19 protein-coding genes are annotated in these 21,765 nt (G+C 71.7%); 4 read left to right on the forward strand and 15 right to left on the reverse strand.

Features of this window, described 5'->3' with window-relative positions; genetic code table 11:
* Positions 1-605 (reverse strand): AraC family transcriptional regulator ligand-binding domain-containing protein (locus tag ACIBK0_RS42760; RefSeq protein ID WP_399092845.1); only part of this gene is annotated, 605 nt, incomplete at its 3' end.
* Positions 606-793: 188 nt separating this feature from the next.
* Between ACIBK0_RS42760 and ACIBK0_RS42765 the strand changes: the two genes are divergently transcribed.
* A complete protein-coding gene (locus ACIBK0_RS42765) occupies positions 794-1,897 on the forward strand; it encodes a TauD/TfdA family dioxygenase (protein ID WP_399092848.1) in 1,104 nt (367 codons plus the stop codon).
* Positions 1,898-2,058: 161 nt separating this feature from the next.
* Here the strand turns inward: ACIBK0_RS42765 and ACIBK0_RS42770 are convergent, their stop codons facing one another.
* The 8 genes from ACIBK0_RS42770 to ACIBK0_RS42805 all read right to left on the reverse strand — a co-directional run bounded on the left by ACIBK0_RS42770 (position 2,059) and on the right by ACIBK0_RS42805 (position 13,350).
* Positions 2,059-4,476, reverse strand: coding sequence for an SWIM zinc finger family protein (locus ACIBK0_RS42770; RefSeq protein ID WP_399093029.1), 2,418 nt, complete (start codon positions 4,474-4,476; stop codon positions 2,059-2,061).
* 101 nt (positions 4,477-4,577) lie between these two features.
* Positions 4,578-7,514: a DEAD/DEAH box helicase gene (locus tag ACIBK0_RS42775; protein WP_399092851.1), complete on the reverse strand. Its 2,937-nt coding sequence runs from the start codon at positions 7,512-7,514 to the stop codon at positions 4,578-4,580.
* A gap of 105 nt (positions 7,515-7,619) precedes the next feature.
* Entirely contained in the window at positions 7,620-8,201 is a 582-nt protein-coding gene (locus tag ACIBK0_RS42780; protein ID WP_399092854.1) for a sugar kinase, read from the reverse strand.
* Entirely contained in the window at positions 8,198-9,343 is a 1,146-nt protein-coding gene (locus ACIBK0_RS42785; RefSeq protein WP_399092857.1) for an ROK family glucokinase, read from the reverse strand. Before ACIBK0_RS42785 ends, ACIBK0_RS42780 begins: the two co-directional genes overlap by 4 nt.
* Before the next feature lie 119 nt (positions 9,344-9,462).
* Positions 9,463-10,266: an ATP-binding cassette domain-containing protein gene (locus ACIBK0_RS42790; protein WP_399093032.1), complete on the reverse strand. Its 804-nt coding sequence runs from the start codon at positions 10,264-10,266 to the stop codon at positions 9,463-9,465.
* A gap of 14 nt (positions 10,267-10,280) precedes the next feature.
* Positions 10,281-11,342, reverse strand: coding sequence for an ABC transporter permease (locus ACIBK0_RS42795; protein ID WP_399092860.1), 1,062 nt, complete (start codon positions 11,340-11,342; stop codon positions 10,281-10,283).
* Positions 11,339-12,343, reverse strand: coding sequence for a sugar ABC transporter substrate-binding protein (locus tag ACIBK0_RS42800; RefSeq protein ID WP_399092863.1), 1,005 nt, complete (start codon positions 12,341-12,343; stop codon positions 11,339-11,341). The genes ACIBK0_RS42795 and ACIBK0_RS42800 overlap by 4 nt, the downstream gene beginning before the upstream one ends.
* A gap of 269 nt (positions 12,344-12,612) precedes the next feature.
* Positions 12,613-13,350: a GntR family transcriptional regulator gene (locus ACIBK0_RS42805; protein WP_399093035.1), complete on the reverse strand. Its 738-nt coding sequence runs from the start codon at positions 13,348-13,350 to the stop codon at positions 12,613-12,615.
* A 128-nt stretch (positions 13,351-13,478) separates the two neighbouring features.
* Between ACIBK0_RS42805 and ACIBK0_RS42810 the strand changes: the two genes are divergently transcribed.
* Positions 13,479-14,492, forward strand: coding sequence for a Gfo/Idh/MocA family oxidoreductase (locus ACIBK0_RS42810; protein ID WP_399092866.1), 1,014 nt, complete (start codon positions 13,479-13,481; stop codon positions 14,490-14,492).
* 23 nt (positions 14,493-14,515) lie between these two features.
* On the opposite strand, the gene ACIBK0_RS42815 is transcribed toward ACIBK0_RS42810, so the two are convergent.
* The 3 genes from ACIBK0_RS42815 to ACIBK0_RS42825 form a co-directional block, all read right to left on the reverse strand.
* On the reverse strand, positions 14,516-15,019 hold the full coding sequence (locus ACIBK0_RS42815; protein WP_399092869.1) for a hypothetical protein: 504 nt from the start codon (positions 15,017-15,019) through the stop codon (positions 14,516-14,518).
* 31 nt (positions 15,020-15,050) lie between these two features.
* Positions 15,051-16,223: a cytochrome P450 gene (locus tag ACIBK0_RS42820; protein ID WP_399092872.1), complete on the reverse strand. Its 1,173-nt coding sequence runs from the start codon at positions 16,221-16,223 to the stop codon at positions 15,051-15,053.
* Positions 16,224-16,320: 97 nt separating this feature from the next.
* Positions 16,321-16,992, reverse strand: a complete 672-nt coding sequence (locus ACIBK0_RS42825) for a response regulator (protein ID WP_399092875.1) — start codon at positions 16,990-16,992, stop codon at positions 16,321-16,323.
* A 291-nt stretch (positions 16,993-17,283) separates the two neighbouring features.
* Between ACIBK0_RS42825 and ACIBK0_RS42830 the strand changes: the two genes are divergently transcribed.
* The gene (locus tag ACIBK0_RS42830) at positions 17,284-18,255 is read left to right on the forward strand and encodes an NADPH:quinone reductase (protein WP_399092878.1); all 972 of its coding nucleotides are present in this window, start codon (positions 17,284-17,286) and stop codon (positions 18,253-18,255) included.
* A gap of 117 nt (positions 18,256-18,372) precedes the next feature.
* On the opposite strand, the gene ACIBK0_RS42835 is transcribed toward ACIBK0_RS42830, so the two are convergent.
* On the reverse strand, positions 18,373-19,626 hold the full coding sequence (locus tag ACIBK0_RS42835) for a sensor histidine kinase (RefSeq protein ID WP_399093038.1): 1,254 nt from the start codon (positions 19,624-19,626) through the stop codon (positions 18,373-18,375).
* 232 nt (positions 19,627-19,858) lie between these two features.
* Between ACIBK0_RS42835 and ACIBK0_RS42840 the strand changes: the two genes are divergently transcribed.
* Entirely contained in the window at positions 19,859-20,071 is a 213-nt protein-coding gene (locus ACIBK0_RS42840) for a hypothetical protein (protein ID WP_399092881.1), read from the forward strand.
* 61 nt (positions 20,072-20,132) lie between these two features.
* Here ACIBK0_RS42840 and ACIBK0_RS42845 read toward each other — a convergent pair whose 3' ends face one another.
* Both ACIBK0_RS42845 and ACIBK0_RS42850 read right to left on the reverse strand, forming a co-directional pair.
* A complete protein-coding gene (locus tag ACIBK0_RS42845) occupies positions 20,133-20,525 on the reverse strand; it encodes a ribonuclease domain-containing protein (RefSeq protein WP_399092884.1) in 393 nt (130 codons plus the stop codon).
* A gap of 86 nt (positions 20,526-20,611) precedes the next feature.
* Positions 20,612-21,517, reverse strand: a complete 906-nt coding sequence (locus ACIBK0_RS42850) for a DMT family transporter (protein WP_399092886.1) — start codon at positions 21,515-21,517, stop codon at positions 20,612-20,614.
* Positions 21,518-21,765: the final 248 nt, after the last annotated feature.

Raw genomic sequence — 21,765 nt, forward strand, 5'->3', positions numbered from 1 at the left:
GGCGCCGGCCCGGGGGGGGCCCCCCCCCCGCCGCCCCCCCGGGCCCCCCCCCCCCCCCCGCCCCCCCGGGGGGGGGGGGGGGGGGGGGGGCCCGGGGGGGGGGGGGCGCCCCCCCCCCCCCACGACGGGCGCCAGCGCGGGCCGAGGAAGCCGCACAGCACGCGGTGGAACGCGCCCACGGCTAGTTCCGTGCCCTGCCGGGCCGGCTGCGGCTCCCCGAGCCGCAGGTCCACCTTGAGCGTGGCCACCCCGTTGCCCTCCGAGAGCCGGGCGTGCAGGACCTCGTTGTACGTGTGCTGATGGCGGATCAGCAGTGACAACGCGCTGCGCACGTCAGGCTCTTCACGGACGAGCAGGCTGATGGGGCCGAGGTTGGAGAAGCGCCGCAGCTCCGCCAGGAGCAGGCCGAAGTCCTCGCGCCCGGAGGCAGCGGCCGACAGTTCCAGCAGCCTGACCACCGCCGTGCCGGAGATCCACCGGTCCTGCACGGCCAGGTCCGCGGTGTCCAGGCCGACGCCCTTCATCAGCACACGGGGATCGAGACCGAGGGATCGGCTGAGCTCGACATAGCCGTTCAGCGCGGCGGTGCGGGCAAGGGGCCTCATGGGCACGCTCCAAAGGCGGCGGGTCCCCAGAAGTTAAGTTTCCCGTCCCCGTACGTCAAGCATGACGGAAGAGTGATTCGTAGCATCCCCGTTCAACGCTGCCCGTAGGGCGACCGGCGGCCGTGCCGCTCGCCCGCCGCGCCGCCGGAAGAGGCTGCTCGGCTCACCAGACCCTCGCGGAGGCGACCATGGCCGAAACCCCGGATACGCCGGCGGTGCCGACCGAACCGTTCACGGGCCCCGCCCTGTGGTACGGACTCGATCTGGCGGGCCGTGACGACTGGGTGGTGCGGCTGTCCGCCGAGCACGGTGAGGAACTGCGTACGGCTGTGCACACCGCCCGCGGGCGCGCCGCCACCTTGCTGCGGATGACCGTCGGCGACTTCCCTCTGCCCACGCTCGCCGCCGAGCTCGAGCGCGCCGCCGCGGCGCTTGTCGAAGGGCGGGGCTTCCTTCTGATCAAAGCTGTCCCGCCGGATCTGCTCGGCGAGGCGGAGGCGAGCACCGTGCTGCGCGGCATCGGCCAGTACCTCGGCAGGCCCGTCCCGCAGACCGTCGACGGCCGCACCCTCTGCCACATCCGGGACGTCGGCCCGGTGCTGGACGGCCCGGCGCCACCCGCCTGTCTGACCCGGGCGGCGCTCCCGTTCCACACCGCCGAGTCGGACCTGCTCGGCCTGATGTGCCTGCGGCCGGGCCGCTCGGGCGGCCGTACGCTGCTGGCCAGTGCTGCCGCCGTGCACAACGCCGTGCTCGACGCCGGACCGGACCTCGCCTTGCGCCTGTACCGCAGCCACCTCTTCGACAGCCAGGAGGAGCGCGCGTCCGGTGAGGGAGCGTACCTGGCCTCCCCGCTTATCACCCGGCACAGCGACAGGCCCAGCATGCGCTACGACCGCGCCCGCTTGGCCGACGGTGCACGCACTGCTCGCGGCAGTGGTCCCGACCGGGCCGCTGACAGGGAGTTGTACGACCTGATCGAGACGACGGCGACTTCGTCCGCCGTCCGGCTCGAACTGGATCTCCAGCCCGGTGATCTGCTGCTGCTCGACAACCACATGGTGCTGCACGCCCGCTCGGCGTACGAGGACTTCGACGCCCCGGAACACAAACGGCACCTACTGCGACTGTGGCTTGCCCGCCACGAAGGTGCCGACCCCGCAGGATGGGCAGCCGGACCGCACTCCCGCCCCGTGACACGCGCCGGGATCACCCCACGCGACGTCATCCGCACCCGGAGCCTGCGCATGGCACGCCCTGGCTGCAGCTGTCCGCCGCCGCACACCCACTGAGACGAATCGACCACCCACCGGCGCCGGACCACGACCGTGAGGCGACCTTCCCCGCCGACCGGGAGACTCGCGTTCCCCGGACGGTCGGTGTCCGGGGCTCGGCGGCTCGACTCGCCCAGGAATCCGGCCAGTCGGCGGGCGGCGCGGTCCCGTGGCCTGTGTCAGAGGTCGCCGGGTGCGCCGAGGCCTGTCAGTGCGCCGACCGGGTCGAGGTCGGGGGTGCCGCGGGGCCACCAGTCGTCGTGGCCCGGTTCGGATTCGTAGGCGTACCAGAGGCCGTTGTGACCGAGGCGGAGTTGGGCGTGGCCCCGGGGGTGGGTGAGGTGGTTGCGCCACGGGCGGAAGGCGGGGAGGTCAGCGGCGAGGAGAAGCGGACGGGCCCGGTCGAAACGGCCGGCCGGCGGCTCCCAGGGCTCTTCGAGGACACGGAGCGCTTCGAATCCGCCCTGCCGCCAGGCGGCGACCGCGCGCGCCAGGTCGGCCGGGGTGCGCCCGGTCGCGGAGGCGAGCGAGGAGTACAGAGCGCGGGTGGCGGCGGTGAGCCCGGATCCGGGGCGGGCGGCGGCCAGACGCACCGCGTCCTGCCAGAGCGTCAGCTCCGCGACGGGATCGCGGCCCGTGGTGAGCAGCGCGTGCGCACGAGCCGCCGCGTCCGTGGCCAACTGGTCGAGCGCGAACGGGTCCGGACCGCCCGGCGCCCCCGGGTAGGTCGGCGGCTGCTCGGGGTGCGCGGGCGGTGGCAACGGCGCCGGGAGCGGCGGCAGCGCGCGCCGGGCGATCACGTCGCCGGCGCGTACGCCGGGCAGAGGCGCCGGTTCCTGTTCCTGGGCGGCGCGAGCCGCGCGGGCGGCGTTACGGCGGGACAGCGCGTCGAGCAGCTCGCGTTCGCCGCGGCCGCGCAACAGGAGCAGCACGAAGGGGTCTTCGTCCAGCAGCCGCGCCGTCTGGTAGCAGAGGGCGGCCGCGTGCTTGCAGGGGTGCCCGGAGTCGGGGCAACTGCAGTGCGGTTCGAGCCCGCCGGGGCCCGGGAGCAGCGCGACGCCGCACTCCGCGAGCGACTTGGGCATCTCCTTGTCGAGCAGCGCGGCGATGTGCCCGGGACGCTCGGCGGCCGCGTCCAGGAAGCGGTCCCAGTCGCCGTCGGACAGCGTCCGCACCCTGACCTGCACGCGGTACGGCCGCGGTCGGCTCCCGTGCACATACGCGAGGACCAGCCCCGGCGTGACCGTGATGGCGTCGACGTACCCGTGCCCGGCATAGGCCCGCCCACGCGCCAATCGCGCCGCGTCCAGCGCCCCCTCCTCCAAGGCGGTCACCCAGGCATTCCCCCACCACGTCTCCGCGAAGGCGTCGGCCTCCGACGCCCGCGCGGCGAAGGCGGGGAAGGTACGACGCAGCTCACCGTCGCGGCCCGGGGATCCCATGGAACGAGGGAGCCGGTTGGCGCGGGGGGCGGTCCGCCGCTCTGATCCGGAGTGCGATCCGAGATGCGCCGGGCGCGGGTCGGCGGTCGCATCGGGTACGGAGTCGGGCCGCGCGGGGCGCCGCCCGGGGAACGCCTCGCCGTCGTCGCCGGGTTGCACGGCCGACGAGTCCGGCGTCGCCACGCGCGGGTCTCCGGGCTGCGCCGGGTGCGGCTCCAAAGCCGCCTCGGGTGCGACTCCGGGTTGCGCCGAGTGGGCATGCGAGGTCCCCTCGCGCGCGACTCCGGGTTGCGCCGGGTGAACATGTGACGTCGCCTCGCGTGCGTCTCCGAGTTGCGCAGGCTGCGGCTCCGAAGTCGCTTCGTGCGCGTCCTGGGGCAGCGCGCGATAGGCATCGGAAGCCGCCTCGCGGACGTCTTGAGGCAACGCATCATGCGAGTCCGAAGCCGCCTCGCGGACGTCCTGAGACAACGCATCATGCGAGTCCGAAGCCGCCTCGCGGACGTCCTGAGACAACGCATCATGCGAGTCCGAAGCCGCCTCGCGGACGTCTCCGGGCGGCTCGCGAGGCACGTCCGAAGCCGCCTCACGAGTGTCCCGGGGCTGCGCCGTATGCGGGTCCGACGTCACGTCGGTGGGCAACTCGAAGGCGCCGGCGAGGAGATCGCGTAGGTCCCGGGCCCGGGACCCGCCTGCCTGGCGCGGTCTGCTCCGCCGAGTCCGGGAAGCGTTCGGGTTCGGCTCGGCCGATCGGCGTCCGGCCTCAACTCCACTGGTTCCAGGGCCCGTTACCCCAATTTCTCCGGCCTCCGAGTGTGCCGCCCGCCTCGCCTCGTCCCGCGCGGCGCGCAACGCCTCGCGCGCGATGTCACCGGGACGCGCACCCCCGGAAGCGCCCTCAGCAGGACGGCTCGCCGGAGTACTCCCCGCCCCGGTCGCCCGGCGCAAGGCCTCTCGCGCCGCGTCGCCCGGTCGCGCCCCCGGAGAGGACGCCGTCCTCTGCGGCGTCCCGACCGCGCCCCGCGCGGCAAGCGGGGCCGTCTGGTCGTCAGCCGCGTCGGCCGGCCCGCCCTCCCGAACATCGCGCTCCCGCGCGGCCCGCAGCGCCCGACGGGCCTCGTCCGCAGGCCGCGCCCCGGCAACGGGACGGGGCAGATCGGTGCCGGCGGGCCTACCCGTGTCCCCACGCCGGTCGCTGTCCTCGCGCTCCTCCTCCGCCCCGGCTGCCACCGGCCGCTCTTCGCTCTCGGAACCGTTCACGAGGACCTCCGAAGCGACACCAGGTCCGACAGCTCGCGGTCGGTCAGTTCTGTCAGGGACGCCTCGCCGGAGCCGAGGATCGCGTCGGCCAGCGCCCGCTTCGCTTCGAGCATCTCGGCGATGCGGTCCTCCACCGTGCCCTCGGTGATGAGGCGGTGGACCTGGACGGGCTGGGTCTGGCCGATGCGGTAGGCACGGTCGGTGGCCTGCTCCTCGACGGCGGGGTTCCACCAGCGGTCGAAGTGCACGACATGGCCGGCGCGGGTCAGGTTCAGACCGGTGCCCGCGGCCTTGAGGGACAGCACCAGGACCGGGGTCGCCCCGCTCTGGAAACGGTCCACCATGTGTTCCCGCTCCGCGACCGGTGTGCCGCCGTGCAGGAGCTCCACGGGGACGGCGCGGGCGGCGAGGTGCGCGGTGATGAGGCGGGCCATCCCGACGTACTGGGTGAAGACGAGTGCCGAACCGTCCTCGGCGAGCAGCGTGTCCAACAGTTCGTCGAGCAGGGCGAGTTTGCCGGAGCGGGCGGAGGGCCCGTGGGCGGCTCGGGTGTCCTCCTTGAGAAACAGCGCCGGATGGTTGCAGATCTGCTTGAGGGAAGTGAGGAGTTTGAGGACCAGGCCCCGGCGCGCGATGCCCTCGGTCGTCTCGATCGCCAGCATCGATTCCCGGACCACCGCCTCGTAGAGGGAGGCCTGCTCCCGGGTGAGGGGAACGGGGTGGTCGGTCTCCGTCTTGGGCGGGAGCTCCGGGACGATCCCGGGGTCCGACTTCTTGCGGCGGAGCAGGAAGGGGCGGATCAGCCGGGCCAGGCGGGCGACCGCCTCCTCGTCCTCGCCGTTCTCCACGGCGCGCGCGTGCCGGGCCCGGAAGGACTTGAGGGGGCCGAGCAGTCCGGGGGTCGTCCAGTCCAACAGGGCCCAGAGTTCGGAGAGGTTGTTCTCCACGGGGGTGCCGGTGAGTGCCACGCGCGCGGGGGACGGGATCGTCCGCAGGGCCTTCGCCGTCGCCGAGTAGGGGTTCTTGACGTGCTGCGCCTCGTCCGCGACGACCATGCCCCACTTCTGCTGGGCGAGCAACGGCGCGGTGGACCGCATCGTCCCGTATGTGGTGAGGACGAAGCCGCCGTCGAGGTCATCGAGGGTGCGGTCGGGTCCGTGAAAGCGACGGACGGGCACGCCGGGCGCGAAACGGGCGATCTCCCGCTGCCAGTTGCCCAGCAGCGACGCCGGGCAGACCACCAGGGTCGGCTCGCCGTGGGCCCGCCGCAGGTGCAGCGCGATGACGGTGACGGTCTTGCCGAGCCCCATGTCGTCGGCGAGGCAGCCGCCCAGCCCGAGGGAGGTCATCAGGTCCAGCCAGGCGAGGCCACGGAGTTGGTAGTCGCGAAGGCGGGCCTGAAGCTCCGGCGGCGGGTCCACGGAAGCCACGCCCGCCGTCAGCCGGTCACGCAGTGCGGCCAGCGCGCCGACCGGCACCGCCTCGACCGTCTCACCGCCGACCTCGACGCTGCCGGTGAGCGCCGCGGACAGCGCGTCGACCGGGTCGAGCAGGCCCAGTTCGCGCTTGCGTGCCTTGCGGACGAGCGCCGGGTCGACGAGCACCCACTGGTCGCGCAGCCGGACGACCGGGCGATGGGCCTCGGCCAGGGTGTCCATCTCGGCCTCGGTGAGGGGATCGCCGCCGAGGGCCAACTGCCAGCGGAACTGAAGCAGTTCTTCGCTCTCGAAGAAGCCGGTGCCGTCCGTCGCCGACCCCGGCGCCGGGCGTACCACCGCCGTCGCGCTCAGGTCGTGGGCGAGGTCGCGGGGCCAGTGCACGGCGACCCCGGCCGCGCCGAGCCGGGTGGCCGCGATCCCGAGCAGATCGGACAACTCCTCCTCGGAGAGGGCGAGTACGTCGGGCACGTCCTGTTCGGACAGTCGGTCGAGGGGTGGCCAGACGCGGGCCGCGCGGCGGACGGCGAGGGCCGCGTCGACGCGCGCGCGGGGGCCGAAGGTGGCGTCGGCCTCTCCCGCCCACAGGGCCGTCGCGTCCACCACCAGGGTGGGGTCGGCGAGGCTGTGCACCTGGACGACGGCCGCGCCCGCGCGGCGCGCTCCCTCGTCGTCGTCGAAGAGCTGGTAGGCGGACAGGTCCAGGCGCAGCGAGATCCGTACGCCCGCGTCCATGCCGGCGGCGACCTCGGCGGCCCAGTCGTGGGCACCGGGCAGCCGCTGCGGCTCGCTCGCCGCGAAGGGTTTCCCGGAGGTGTACGGCGCGGCCGGGGTGCGCGGCAGTGTGTCCGCGACCGCGTCCAGGAAGGACCGCATCAGCGCTTCCGGCTCGGGCAGCCGGAGCGGTCCCTTGCCGGGGAGCGGGACGGCATGTCCCTCGTACGGAAGGGCCGCCGCCACCGCCCTGAGGTGGGCGATGTCGTCCTGGTCGAGCGGGCCCGCGCGCCATGCGTCGAGCCCCTCGGCCGTCAGCCCCGGCAGCAGCCGCCCACGCGCGACGAGCCGCAGGGCATGCAGGGCGGCCGCGCCCCAGCAGGCCGTGGCGGGATGCGCGCCGGGGTCACGCCGGGCTCCGGCGAGCAGCGACAGGGCCTCACCCACGGGCAGCGTCACGGCGGGGACGGTGCCTCTGCGGACTCCGGGACCGTGGGGTCGTACGACCGTCAGCCGGGTCGGCTCGCCGGACAGGGCACCGTCGACCGGCTCACCCCACGACGCACCTGGGACTCGCTCACCCGAGGACACCCCCGCGGCTTGCTCCCCCGGCGCCGTGACCCCGACCTTCTCGTCGGACGGCAGCACGTCCCCGTCCGGATCCCAGAACGCGACCCGCCCCTCGCGCGGCAGCGGCGCGGGCAGGAAGACGGCGGCGAGCCGCACGGACAGTGATCGCGCGGAAAGCGACCGCTCGGCCACCGCATCCACCCCGTCCCCCATACGCCCGGCCACCTCCCGCCCCTCAGTCGAATCAGTTGTCTTCGACTCTACGGGCGGGGTCTGACAATCGGCCTCGGCGACCGTGCCGGACCGGATCGGGACCGGTCAGGGAATCGTGCGCGAGACCACGTACACCATGGGGTGCTGCGGCTCGGACAAGTTCACGACGATGTCCTGCGTGGGCGCCGGGTCCTTCTGCTTGTGTACGAGACCGGACCACGGGCCGACGCCGGTGAACTCCCAGCCGACGACCTTCTGGTCGCGGGCACTGATGGTGATGTCGTCCTTCTTCAGCGCATTCCGGCTGGTGCCGACGGTCTTGAGGAACCAGTCCAGGCCCGCGTCGGTGGTGCCGAACTGCACGTACAGGCGGCTGGTCTTCCAGTTGTTGGTCTCGTAGTAGGCGACCTCCGTGGAGTCCGCGGGCATGCGCACTTGGTACAGGCGGCGCTGGACGCGCGAGGGCCAGCCCGCGGTGAGGCCGGTCGCCGAGTACTTCTCCTCCTTCTGCTTGCCGCTGTTGCGGCTCTGGTTGGCGGAGACCACCAGATAGCCGGCCGGTACGCCGATGAGCAGCACGATGATCAGCAGCGTGAGGGCACGGCGGCGGAACTTGTGGCGTGGATCCTCCGGCGGCCGTCGTGGCTCGTCCGGCGGCGATGCCTGGCGCGGCAGCGAGGCCGTCACAGCGACCCCTGGGTCGTACGGCGGGACTGCGTGTAGCGCTCGTACCGCTCGTAGCGCTCCACGCGGCGCCGCTTGGCACGGCGGAAGCGGCGGGCGACGAGTCGAGCGAGGTCGGCGGCGCCGACCATGCCGGCCTCGGGGCCGAGCTGGGCGCGGGCGATACGGGCCTCGGGGCGGTAGCCGCGGCCCGTGAGGTGCCTGCGGAACGCGTCTCGCGCGGGGCCGATCAGCAGGTCGTCGGCCGCGCTGACGCCGCCGCCGATGACGAAGCAGGAGGGGTCCAGGGCGGCGGCCAGGTTCGCAATGCCCACGCCGAGCCACTGGCCGATGTCCTGGAGCAGCTCGATGCACATGGCGTCGCCCTCACGGGCCAGCTCGGTGATCATCGGGCCGGTGATGTCGGCGATGTTGCCCTTGACGTGCTCGATGATCCCGTACGCCACCGGGGAGTCCGCGGCGGCGAGCTCGCGTGCCTCGCGGACCAGCGCGTTGCCCGAGCTGTACTGCTCCCAGCAGCCGCGGTTGCCGCACGGGCAGCGGTGGCCGCCGGGCACGACCTGCATATGACCGAACTCGCCGGCGACGCCGAACTTGCCGCGCTTGACCTGGCCGTCCTCGAGGATCGCGCCGCCGATGCCGGTGCCGAGCGTGATCATGACGAGGTGGTCCTCGCCACGGCCTGCGCCGAAGCGCCACTCGGCCCAGGCGGCGGTGTTGGCGTCGTTGTCGACCAGGACAGGCACGGAGAGGCGGCCGGAGATGCGGTCGCGCAGGGGTTCGTTGCGCCAGGAGAGGTGGGGCGCGAACAGGATGCGGTTGCGGTCGGCGTCGACCCAGCCGGCCGCGCCGATGCCGACCGCGTGCACGTCGTGCCGGTCGGAGAGGTCCAGGACCAGCTCGACGATGGTGTCCTCGACGACCTTGGGGCTCTTGGACTTGTCCGGCGTCTCGGCGCGGACCTTCTCCAGGATGTTGCCGTCGGCATCCACGACGCCCGCCATCACCTTCGTGCCGCCGATGTCGATGCCGACAGTGGGGACACGGGGCGCCGTCAGGTGGGAACGGCGCTCGCGCGTCCCCACGGTCCGCAGGACGGTGGCCCGCGCGGAGCCGCGGTGTGCGAGGTCGCGGTAGGTGCTCATCGGGCCGATTCTGCCCTACGCTCCGCCGGGGCTGCACTGTGGGAGCGCAGGGCCGCCTGTGACCTGCGTGCCACCTGCGGCTGGTCGCGCGGTTCCTCGCGGCCCTGTCGAGGTGCTCCTCACGAGGTGCGCTCCAGTTCGTGCCGCAGGTCCTCCAGCTCGCTTCCTCCCGCCATCTGGCGGGTCAGCTCGTCCAGGGTGATCTCGTCGCGGGCGTTACTGCTGAACATGGTGCCGCGCTTCAGGAGCACGAAACGGTCGCCCACCAAATACGCGTGATGCGGATTGTGGGTAATCAACACCACACCCAGTCCCGCGTCCCGTGCGGCAGCCACATATTTGAGGACCACACCGGACTGCTTCACCCCCAGGGCCGCGGTGGGCTCGTCGAGGACGAGGACCTTGGCGCCGAAGTAGACGGCGCGGGCGATCGCCACGCACTGACGCTCACCACCGGAGAGGGTGCCGATGGGCTGGTCGACGTCGCGCAGGTCGATGCCCATGCGCAGGAGCTCCGCATGGGTCGTCCGGCGCATGAAGTCGACGTCCATGCGCTTGAAGGGGACGACGCCCTTCCTGGGCTCGGAGCCGAGGAAGAAGTTCCGCCAGACCGGCATCAGCGGAACGACGGCGAGGTCCTGGTAGACCGTGGCGATCCCGTGGTCGAGGGCTTCACGCGGGGAGGACAGCCGGGTCTCCCGGCCCTCGATGCGCAAGGTGCCCGCGTCGTGCTGGTGACGTCCCGCGATGATCTTGATGAGGGTGGACTTGCCGGCGCCGTTGTCGCCGAGCACACAGGAGATCTCCCCGGCGTGGACTTCCAGCGAGACGCCTTCGAGGGCGCGGATGTTGCCGTAGTACTTGCTGACGTCGTCGAGCTCGACGAGCGCCGTACGGTCCATGGAGGCCGAGTCGGTCGTCATGTTCGCGTCCGTGGTCACTTCGTCGCCTCCGCGCGCTTGCGGACCCAGTGGTTGAGCAGGGTCGCCAGGAGCAGCATCACTCCCAGGAAGAACTTGAACCAGTCCGGGTTCCATTCGGCGAACACGATGCCCTTGCTGACCATGCCGAAGATCAGCGCGCCGACCGCCGCGCCGACCGCGGAGCCGTAGCCGCCGGTGATCAGACAGCCGCCGATGACGGCCGCGATGATATAGATCAGCTCGTTGCCGACGCCCTCGCCGGACTGCACGACGTCGAACGAGAACAGCAGGTGCTGGCCGGAGATCCAGGCGCCGAAGGCGACGCCCATATAGAGGCCGATCTTGGTCTTGTCGACCGGGACGCCGACCGCGCGGGCCGCTTCCTCGCCGCCGCCGACGGCGTAGATCCAGTTGCCGACGCGGGTGCGCAGCAGGATCCAGGTGGCCACGGCGACCAGGGCCAGCCACCACAGGATGGTGATCTTGAAGTCGACGCCGCCGATGGTGATCGTCGAGGCGAAGACGTCCTTCGCGGAGGAGAAGCCCTCCATGTCCGAGATCGACTTGGTGGAGACGGTGCCGCTGATCAGCTTGGTGAAGCCGAGATTCATGCCGGTCAGCATCAGGAAGGTGCCGAGCGTGATGATGAAGCTCGGCGGGTCGGTGCGGGTCAGCATGACGCCGTTGAAGAGGCCGATCGCCAGGGTGACGAGCAGCGAGACGAAGACGCCGACCCAGACGTTCGCGGTCATCTGGTAGCTGAACATCGAGGAGATCAGCGCGGAGCTGGTCACCATGACGCCCGCGGAGAGGTCGAACTCACCGCCGATCATCAGCAGGGCGACCGGGACCGCCATGATGCCGATGGTCGACGAGGCGTACAGGACCGTGCTGAGGCTCGCGGCCCGTACGAAGCTGTCCGCGAAGACGGCGAAGAAGACGAAGACGGCGACCGCGCCGACCACGGAGCCGAGCTCGGGGCGGCCCATGAGCTTGCGCAGCGGCGAGGTCTTCAGCAGGCGCTCGTCGGCCTTGGTGCCCGGCGACGGCGCGGGGGCGGGTGCCGTGGTGCTCATCGGGTGCCCCGCTTCGCGTAGCCCGCGAGCGCGCCGGCCTGGTCCTTGGTGATGATCTGCGGTCCGGTGAGGACCGGCTTGCCGCCGCCGAGGCCGTCGTCGTTGTACTTGTAGAGCCAGAGCAGGTCCACGGCCTCGTACCCCTGGAGGTACGGCTGCTGGTCGACGGCGAAGCCGAGCGTCCCGTTCTTGAGCTCCGCGGCCACCTTCTCGTTGAGGTCGAAGGTGTCGATCTCGGCCTTGCTGCCCGCGTCCTGCTTGGCCTTCACCGCGGTGTCCGCGAAGGGGGCGCCGAGCGTGACGACCGAGTCGATGGACTTGTCGGCCTGCAGCTTGGCGCCGATGGAGGACTGCACGTCGGGCATGCTGGTGCCCTGCACGTAGAGGTTCTGCACGGTGCCGTGGAAGGTCTTCCTGACGCCCGCGCAGCGTTGCTCGTGGCCGACGTTGCCCTGCTCGTGCAGGACGCAGAGGGTCTTCTTGCGGCCCCGCTTGTTCAGCTCGTCACCCACCGCCTCGCCGGCGATCGTCTCGTCCTGGCCGATGTGGGTGAGCGCGCCGAACGCCTTGGACTCCTCGGAGCCCGAGTTCACCGTGATCACGGGGATGCCGGCCTTCTGGGCGCGCGCGACGGCCGCCTTCATGGCGTCGGGCTTGGCGAGCGTGACGATGATGCCGTCGACCTGCTTGTCGACGGCGGCGTCCACGAGCTGCGCCTGCTGTTGCGCCTCGGCATTGTGCGAGTACAGGAAGTTGATGTTGTCCTTGACCGCGGCCTGCTTGGCGCCGCTCTGCACGATGTCCCAGAACGTGTCGCCGTCGCCCGAGTGGGTGATCATCGCGAAGGTCCACCTGGGCGTGTTCACCGCGGCCCTGCCCTGGGCTGCCGCCGCCTTGCGGGCGTCCTCGGCCCGCTTCCCGCCGGTGCTGCTGCATCCCGCGAGGGACACCCCCAGCGCCCCTGCGAGCGCGATGCTTACCCAGGTCCGAGTGCGTGCCACGAGGCCGTGCCCTTCTTACTTGCTCCTTGGTGCGCCGGGCCATGCGGACTGACCCGGAGGGGCCGTCACATAGGCCCCTGGGACCGGTGTCCCACCGGCCCCAAACGTCCAAGTATCAACCACGCGAATCACGCACCCGACCAGCGGGTCCCGCGCGCGGTGGACTTTCCCGGGGGCGGGTACGCCCTTCCCGGCGGCATCACGGGAGCGTCATGGGCGTGCGAGAGCCGGAAAATCAGCGAGCCTTCAGGGCTGCACTCACCGAGCCGTCATGGCCGTACGAGGAGCTGGAACTCGAAGGAGTAACGCGAGGCCCGGTAGATGTGGGAGCCGAACTCGACGGCCCGGCCGGTGTCGTCGAAGGTCGTGCGCTCCATGGTGAGCAGGGGCGCGCCGGCCGGTTCGCCGAGCCGGTCGCCCTCTTCCGCGGTGGCCGCGCGGGCGCCGACGGACTGCCGGGCGCTGTGCAGGGTGATCCCCGCCGCGCGCATCAGCCGGTACAGGCCGGTCGCCTCCATCTGCGCGCTGTCCAGCTCCAGCAGGTCGGGCGGCAGATAGTTGCAGAGGTACGCCATCGGCTCCCCGTGCGCGAGGCGCAGCCGCTCCACACGGTGCACGTCACCGCCCTCGGCCACCCCCAGGGCCGCCGCGACCTCGGCGGACGCGGGTACGACGGTGTTGACGAGCACCTGGGTCGCCGGACGCTGGCCCGCCGATTCCAGGTCGTCGTAGAGACTGCTGAGCTCCAGCGGGCGCTTGACCTGGCTGTGCACGACCTGGGTGCCCACGCCGCGGCGCCGTACGAGCAGACCCTTGTCGACGAGGGACTGGATGGCCTGGCGGACCGTGGGCCGGGACAGGCCGAGCCGCCCGGCGAGCTCGATCTCGTTGCCAAGGAGGCTGCCCGGGGTCAGCGTTCCGTGCTCGATCGCGGCCTCCAACTGTTGGGACAGCTGGAAGTAGAGCGGGACCGGACTGCTGCGGTCGACGCTGAGCTGGAGCGACACGGTCGGATCCACATCTGGTTTCGGCACGGCCCGAGCGTAGCTCCGGGAGATGTTGACGGGAAGTTGTGAAGTTCGGTTGTCCGGACAAACCATTGACATCGTGCCGGGTCGGCCCGCACTTTGTTCCCATGCGCATCGGACTCATCGGAGCGGGTCGTATCGGTACATTCCACGCGACCACTCTCAGCCGTCACCGCGAGGTGGGCGGCTCCCTCATCGTCACGGATGCGGACACCGCGCGGGCCCATCGACTGGCGGACCGCCTGGGCGCGACGGCGGCGCCCAGCGTGAACGAGATCTTCACCTGGGGCGTGGACGCGGTGGTCATCACGGCGGCGACTTCGGCCCACGGCGAACTGATCGGTCGGGCAGCACGGTCCGGGCTCCCCGTCTTCTGCGAGAAGCCCATCGCCCTCGATCTGACGGGCACGCTGACCGCGCTGGCCGAGGTCGACGCCGCCGGAACGGTTCTACAGCTGGGCTTCCAGCGCCGCTTCGACGTGGGATACACGGCGGCCCGCGAGGCGGTGCGGTCGGGACGGCTCGGCCGACTGCACACGGTCCGGGCCATGACGTCCGACCAGTCGCCGCCCCCGGTCGACTATCTCCCGCTCTCCGGCGGGCTCTACCGGGACTGCCTGATCCACGACTTCGACATGCTGCGCTGGGTCACCGGCCGCGAGATCGTCGAGGTGTACGCGACCGGGTCGGACGCCGGGCCCCCGATGTTCCGCGAGGCCGGTGACATCGACACCGCCGCGGCCGTGCTCACCTTCGACGACGGAACCCTGGCCACAGCGACGGCGACCCGGGTGAACGGCGCCGGCTACGACGTCCGGATGGAGCTCGCCGGCGAACTCGACCAGATCGCCGTCGGCCTCGACGACCGTACGCCGATCGCGTCCACCGAACCGGCCGGGCCGCCGCCCGCCGACAAGCCGTGGATGGGCTTCCTGGAGCGCTTCGCCCCGGCGTACGAGGCCGAACTCGCCGCGTTCGTCGAGGTCGTCCGCGGTGAGCGCGCCAATCCGTGCGACGGCCGTGAGGCGTTGGACGCGCTGCGGATCGCCGAGGCGTGTGTGCTGTCGCGGCGGGAGCGGCGACCGGTGCGTCTCGCCGAGATTCCGGGCGGACGGGACTGAGTCGAGCGCCCCCGCGGTGGGCGTCATACGAGGAGGCGCACGGCCGGGGTCTGTGCATCGACTGCGATGACGCGGTCGCAGTGCCCGCATTTCAGGTCGTTCGGCCGCATGGCATTGGTCTGGATGCTGTTGGTGCCCGACTCCTTGGCGTCCTGGCAGTAGTAGCCGAGATGCAGCCGGACCCAGGGGTGGCTGGTGGGCGCCGCGGCCTTGTGGCCGTCCCGGGTGTCCGTGAAGGGCGCCCACCAGAAGTCGACCAGCGCCCGGACCGCGAGGCGCTCCCGGCCGTCGGTGGTGTCGAACGCGGCGATCCTCGCGGCGGTGTGGTGCCGCTTGAATCCGCTGCGGCTGCCGGAGCACAGCGCCCGCTCGGCACCGCGCTCGAAGACCGTCGTCCGGCCGATCCGTTCGCAGACGAAGCAGTCCAACGCGACCTCCAGCGTGCCGCGCCAGTACAGCCGGTGGGACTGCTCACCGCGCAGGCCCTCGCCGGTCAGCTCCGCGGTGATCTCGGCCGTACGCAGCACGAATGACACTCCTCTCCCGGAACAGGGCCACTCACCAGCGCACCGGCAGGCTTCGCAGGCCGCGCATCAGCATGCCGGACAGCCAGTCCCCAGGGGGTCCGTCGAGCGCGAGATCCGGGCAACGCTCCAGCAGGGAGCTCAGCGCGACCCGGGCTTCGAGGCGGGCCAGGGGCGCGCCCAGGCAGTAGTGGATGCCGTGCCCGAAGGCGAGATGGCCCTGCGGGGCGCGGTGGATGTCGAAGCGGTGCGGGTCCGGGCAGTACGCCGCGTCACGGTCGGCGGCGTCGAGGCCGATCATCACCGGGTCGCCCGCCGCGATGGACCTGCCCCCGATCTCGATCGGCTCGGCCGCGTAACGGTACGTCGCCGTCTCCACCGGTCCCTCGAAGCGCAGGACCTCCTCCACCGTGCCGTCGAGGAGGGTCATGTCGGCCCGCAGCGCGGCGAGTTGGTCCGGGTGGGTGAGCAGGGTGTGCACCGCGGTCGTGATCAGGTTGACCGTCGTCTCGTGGCCCGCGACCAGCAGGATGAACGCCATCCCGCGCAGTTCGGCGCGCGAGAGGCGGTCGCCGTCCTGCGCGCGGGTGCGGATGAGGGCGCCGAGCAGATCGTCGGCCGGTGCCGCACAGCGCTTGTCCTCGATCAACTCGTCGAGATATGCGGCAAGTTGCTCGATGGCGGCCAGTTCGGTGTCTCCGTCGGACGGGGCCACGATCTCGTTGGACATGGCCCGGAAGGCCTCCCGGTCGATGTCGGGGACGCCGAGGAGCTCGCAGATGACCGTGATGGGCAGCGGATAGGCGAAGGCGTCCACGAGGTCGGCGCGACCCTTCGGCAGCATCGCGTCCAGCAACTCGTCGGTGATCTGCTGGACGCGCGGGCGCAGCGCCTCGACACGCCGCATGGTGAACGCGCCCGTGACGAGCGAGCGCAGCCGGGTGTGCTCGGGCGGGTCGCTGATCAGCACATACCGGCCCATCAGCTCCTCTTCGAACGAGCTCAGTCCCCTTTTGGTGCTGTCCTTGGACAACCTCGGGTCGGCGAGGGCGGCCCGCGCCTCCTCGTACCCGACGACGAGCCAGCCCTCGTACGCACCGGGTGGCGGTGTGCGCACCCAGTGCACGGGACCCCGCTCGCGCAGTGCCGCGTACACCGGGTACGGGTCCCTCGTGAAGCCTGGCCCGTACTCCCCCAGATCGATCATGGTTCCTCCTCCCGTTGCCCCGACCAACGATCGCGGCCCCCGATCAGTGCCCGTCCTCCGATCAGCACCTGCCCTCCGATCAGCGCCCGTCCTGCGCTCAGCGCCCGTCCTCCTCCAGAAGCCCGGCGTCGTACGACAACAGGGCGATCTGTACGCGGTTGTTGAGGCCGAGCTTGGCGAGGATGCGCGAGACGTGGGTCTTGACGGTGGCGACGCTCATGAAGAGCTCGGCGGCGATCTCCGCGTTCGACCTGCCGTGTCCCACGGAGACGGCGACCTCGCGTTCCCGGTCGTTGAGGGCGGCGACCCGGTCGCGGGCGGTCGTACGGCGGGTGTCGGGCGCGCCGGCCGCCGCGTGTTCCATCAACTGGCGGGTGACAGTGGGCGACAGCACGGGATCACCGGCCGCGACCCGCCTCACCGCCGCGAGGATCTCCGCGGGCGGGGTGTCCTTCAGTACGAACCCGGCCGCCCCGGCGCGCAGCGCCCGCAACACCTGCTCGTCGGCGTGGAAGGTGGTCAGGACCACGACCTGCGGCGCCTCCTGGCGGCCGCGCAGCCGCTCCGTGGCGGTGAGTCCGTCGACCGTCGGCATCCGGATGTCCATCAGGACGACGTCCGGCCGGGTGCGGTCGACGAGCGCTTCCACCTCGCTGCCGTCGGCGGCCTCTCCGACGATCTCGATGTCGTCGGCGCCGCCCATCATGAAGGACAGTCCGGCTCTCACCAGAGGGTCGTCGTCGACGAGCAGCAGTCGGATCGCAGTCATGGGATCCACCTAACCAGGTCGCCGCCTTCGCCAGGACGCCTGCGATCAGGACGTCTCAAATCAGCGCCGCCCGCCCCTTTTCCCGGCGCGCGCTCCGGGCGCCGCGCGCGACTCACCGCTGATCCCCGGAATGCCGCGCGGGTCGGGAAGCCGGGGCAAGAATGCCCGTGAGGGTCCGCCACGTCGCGACGGACGGGAATTCGGGGCGCTTGGACAGCGACGTGACGACGACTTGAAAAGGACCGCGTGGACCTCGCGCGAGGGCACCCCGCGGTGGAAGGAACCTTGGTCATGCGTGCCGCTTATGTCGAACAACTCGGCCCACCCGACGTCATTCGCTACGGAGAACTCGCCGCACCCGTGCCAGGTCCCGACGAGATCCTCGTCGACGTACGGGCCACCACGGTCAACCCCGTGGACGCTTTTGTCCGTTCAGGGGTCTTCCGTACGCCGCTGGAGTTCCCCTTCGTCATCGGCCGGGACCTGGTGGGCACCGTCGCGTCGGCCGGGGGCGGGTTCGCCGTCGGCGATGCCGTGTGGTGCAACAGCCTCGGCCACGGGGGCCGTCAGGGTGCGGCGGCCGAGCAGGCGGCGGTGCCCGTCGACCGGCTCTACCCGCTCCCACCTGGCGTACCTCCCGAAGTCGCGGTGGCTGTGGTCCACCCGGCCGCCGCCGCTTATCTCGCCCTGTTCACCCATGGTGACCTGTGCTCGGGCGAGACGGTCCTGGTCGGTGGAGCCGCGGGCAATGTGGGCGCCGCGCTGGTGGTCCTCGCCGTCCGCGCGGGCGCCCGAGTCATCGCGACGGCGTCGGCGCGCGACCACGACTACTGCCGGGATCTGGGAGCCGGCGAGGTGGTGGACTACCGCGATGCCGAGCTCCCGCGGCGTCTCGCGGAGCTGGCCCCCGGCGGAGTCGACCTCCATGTCGACACCTCCGGGCACAACGACCTCGCCTCCGCCGTCGCCCTGCTCGCGCATCGCGGCCGCATCGTCCTGATGGCCGGCACCAAGGACGAACCCGTCCTTCCGGTGGGTCCCCTCTACATGAAGGACGCGTCCGTACGGGGCTTCGCCATCTCCCACGCCAGCACCGGGGAGCTCGCGTCGGCGGCGACCGCCCTCAACGACCTCTTCTCCCGGGACCTGCTCCGGCCCCGCACCACGGAAACGCTGCCGCTCAGCGCCGCGGCGGACGTCCACCGACGCATGGAGCGTGGCGAACTCCACGGCATGCGGGTGGTCCTGCGCACCGACTCCTGAGCCGTCGGGGGGAGCGGCAGGCTTCTTTCGCCCCCTCCGCACCTACCCGTCCCGTACCTGGGGGCTGCGCCCAGGACCCCCGCCAAAGAGCTGCGCGTTCCCCGCGCCCCTGAAACGTCAGCCGGTCCACGGCAGCCACGCGCGCACCAGGAAGCCCCCGTCCCCCTCGACCCCGTGCTCCAACCAGCCCCCGGCCAGCGTCGCCCGCTCCGTCAGTCCGATCAGCCCCTGACCCGACCCGGGGACATGGGGGACGTCGCCCGGCGGTGCGGGATTGCCGATGGAGACCGTCAGGCCGTCTCCGCAAGCCCCGCGAACCGTCACCGTCACCTCGGCACCCGGCGCGTGCTTGCGGGAGTTGGTCAGACCCTCCTGGGCGATCCGGTACGCGGTGCGTCCGACGGAAGCGGGGACTGCGGCCGGATCGGTGACGCGGTTGTCGAGGACGACCTTCATACCGGCCGAGCGGGACTCGGTGACCAGCCCGTCGAGCGCGGCGAGCGTCGGCTGCGGCCGTCCGGCGTCGTCGGAGTCCCCGGCTCGCAGGACGCCGATGATCTCCCGCAGGTCCTGCAGCGCCTCGTGCGCGCTCTCCCGGATCACGCCGGCCGCCCGCGCGACCTCCTCCCGGGGCGCGTCCGGCCGGAACTCCAGGGCCCCTGCGTGCACGCTCAGCAGGGTGAGCCGGTGCGCCAGCACGTCGTGCATCTCACGCGCGATGGCCTCGCGCGCGAGTCGCTGTGCCTGCTCGGCCCGCAGCTCCGCCTCGGTCTCGGCCCGCCGCGCCCGGTCCCGCAGACTCAGCATGAGCTGGCGCTTGGACCGTACGAACATGCCCCAGCCGACCACCGCCGAGGTGAGCAGCGCGGTGACGGCGACGGCGACGAGGTACGGCAGATCGGGGTCGGGGCGAAGCCAGAAGAAAGCGGGAACGAGTGCGAGCTGGGCGCCGACGATCCAGGCCACGTACTTGAAGCGGCGGTGCACGGCGAGGGTGAAGAGGGCGACCATGCCCGCGCCGCCGGCGGTGGTCGAGATCAGTCCGACGGGGATCATGGCGATGGCGAGCCCCAGCGGCCAACGGCGCCGGAACCAGACCGCCGCGCAGGCGAGCGCGCCGAGCAACTGGTCGGTGACGACGAGGCCGTGCGGGATGTTCGGGTCGTGGGTCAGCGTGTCCGCGGCCGCCAGGCCGATGGCGACGGCCGGCAGGAAGCACCCGAAGTCGACGACCCAGTCGCGAACCGTGCGCCGTGGCCGTCCGGAGCGGCCCGCGCGCTCGGCGTCCGGGTCGAGCTCGGCGACCACGGCCGAGGGCAGCAGCCACCGCCGCCCCGGCAGCGTCTGGGCCTCGGGCCACGTCCACCCGATCGGCCCTTGCCACGATGTCGCCGACTCGCGCTCCGGATCGTCATCACTCACGGTCGACAAATCTACGCAGGCAGGCCCGCCGTCACCTCCCCCGCGACCGGGATCACCGACCAAAGTCGCAGCCCCTTGAGACTTTCGTCCGACCGTCGTCACCACGGCCGGCGACTTCGGTCGGGCATGCCTCGCCCCGCGGCCGATGAGTGTGGGGGGTCCGCGGGGCGAGGGTCAGCACATGAAGCAGATTCTGGAGCTACTCGGTTTTGTCGCCCTGGTCCAGGGCGCGCTGGGCCTGGTGCACGAGATCACCGGCATCGGCCTACTGCACGGGTGGGGGCTCGTACAGCGGCTCGGCTTCCTCGACGGCTACGAGATCTACGCGAGCGTCACACTTCTCGTCCTAGCGTTCGCGCTGTTCGCGGCCGCCGAGAGCCGGAAGTCCGGCTGAACGCGGACCGGACTTCCGGCGGACCGGGTCACCGGTGGATCACCGGCGACTCACCCTCGGATCAGCAGCTGAAGTTGATCAGCTTGAACGTGACGTAGTGGTCGGAGGTGTAGTAGTCCTCCTGCGTCTTCTTGCCGGTGACGATGCGACGGGCACCACGCGTCGAGGAGCCGGGCGTGATGACCGTGTACTCGTGGTAGTACCCGGTCGACTGGGAGGGCAGGACACTCTCCCGGTTCTGGAAGACGGACCCGTCCTGCGAGTACGGGAAGGGGCCTCCCGACTCGATCAGGTCCAGCGTGTCGTACGCCTGTGACGGCAGCGCGCCGTAGCAGATGCTGCCCACGGCAGTCGCCGCCGCGTTGGCGGGAACCACGGCGGTACCGCCGACGAGCAGGGCGGACATGAGGGCGACCAGAGCGCCGATGCGAGTGGTGCGTGGGGGGAATCTCATGGACTCAGGATGACGCGCGTAGACCATGGCATGTCAATGTCAAGGCAACTGATTTCTCCCGCCAAGTCCGATGAATTTTCCGGGAGTTAACCTGTCACGCGCCGTCCCCACGCGGTCCCCGCGAGCACCAGTACGCCGCCCACCAGGCCCATCGCCCCGAGGCGTTCACCGCCGAGGGCGATGGCCGCCGCGGCGGCCCACAGGGGCTCGGTTCCAAGGAGCAGGCTGACCCGCGACGGCGAGGTCCGGCGCACCGCCCACATCTGCACGAAGAAGGCGAACAGCGTGCAGAACGCGGAGAGGAACAGCAGCCCGGCCCACTCCCGCGCACCGAACCCCGCGGCCGTGCTCCACGGCGTGGCGTCGGCGCCGGTCGACAGGACGGCGAACACCGCCACGGCGGCGCCCAGTTGGACGGTCGTCAGCGGCAGCGCGTCGGCGCCCTGGACGGACTTGATGCGGGACATCGCGAGCACGTGCACAGTCCGGGCGAGGGCCGCGAGGAGCATCAGCAGGTCGCCGAGCGAGGGCCGGGTGAAGCCGCCGCCCTGGGTGAGCAGGACGACGCCGAGCACGCAGACGCCGGCCGCGGCGAGGAATGCGCGTGAAGGGCGTACGCGGGTCACGGCCGCTTCGGCGAGCGGCGTGAAGATCACGGTGAGGCTGATGATGAGACCGGCGTTGGTCGCCGAGGTGTGGACGACGCCGTATGTCTCCAGGAGGAAGATGCCGCTCAGGATCAGCCCGAGCACTCCGGCCCCGCGCCATTGTGCCGCCGTCAGGGCCCGCAGCGCTCGCCATCCCGCGGTCACCAGCACCGGAAGCACGACCGCGAAACGCAGCACCAGGACGGCGATCACCGTCCGCGCGGTGGTGATGTCCTTGGCGGCGAGATAGCTGGCGCCCCACACCGCGGCCACGAGCAGCAGGGGCAGGTCGGTGAGCCAGGCACGGCGGGGCGCGAGCGCGCCGGGTACGGCGAACGACGACATGGGAGCGGCTCCGGGGCTCCGGCGGACGGGCAAGCGTGGAGACGGCTGCGGCTCGCACGGGAACGATCACCGTACCTGCGCGGCGACGGGGTTGGGAACTGTTGCCGGTTGACCGTGCTTGGGTGCGTTGGAGTGTGCATGAGTGAGTGAGCGCGGCGGCTGGGGTGCGCGCGGATGCGGCGGAACAGGGGTTCTTGCATCGAATGCGTGACCTTTGCGGGAGGTGCTCGTTGGGTAGGGTGACGGGA

The sequence above is a fragment of the Streptomyces sp. NPDC050564 genome (genome assembly GCF_044457265.1).
Lineage (GTDB): Bacteria > Actinomycetota > Actinomycetes > Streptomycetales > Streptomycetaceae > Streptomyces.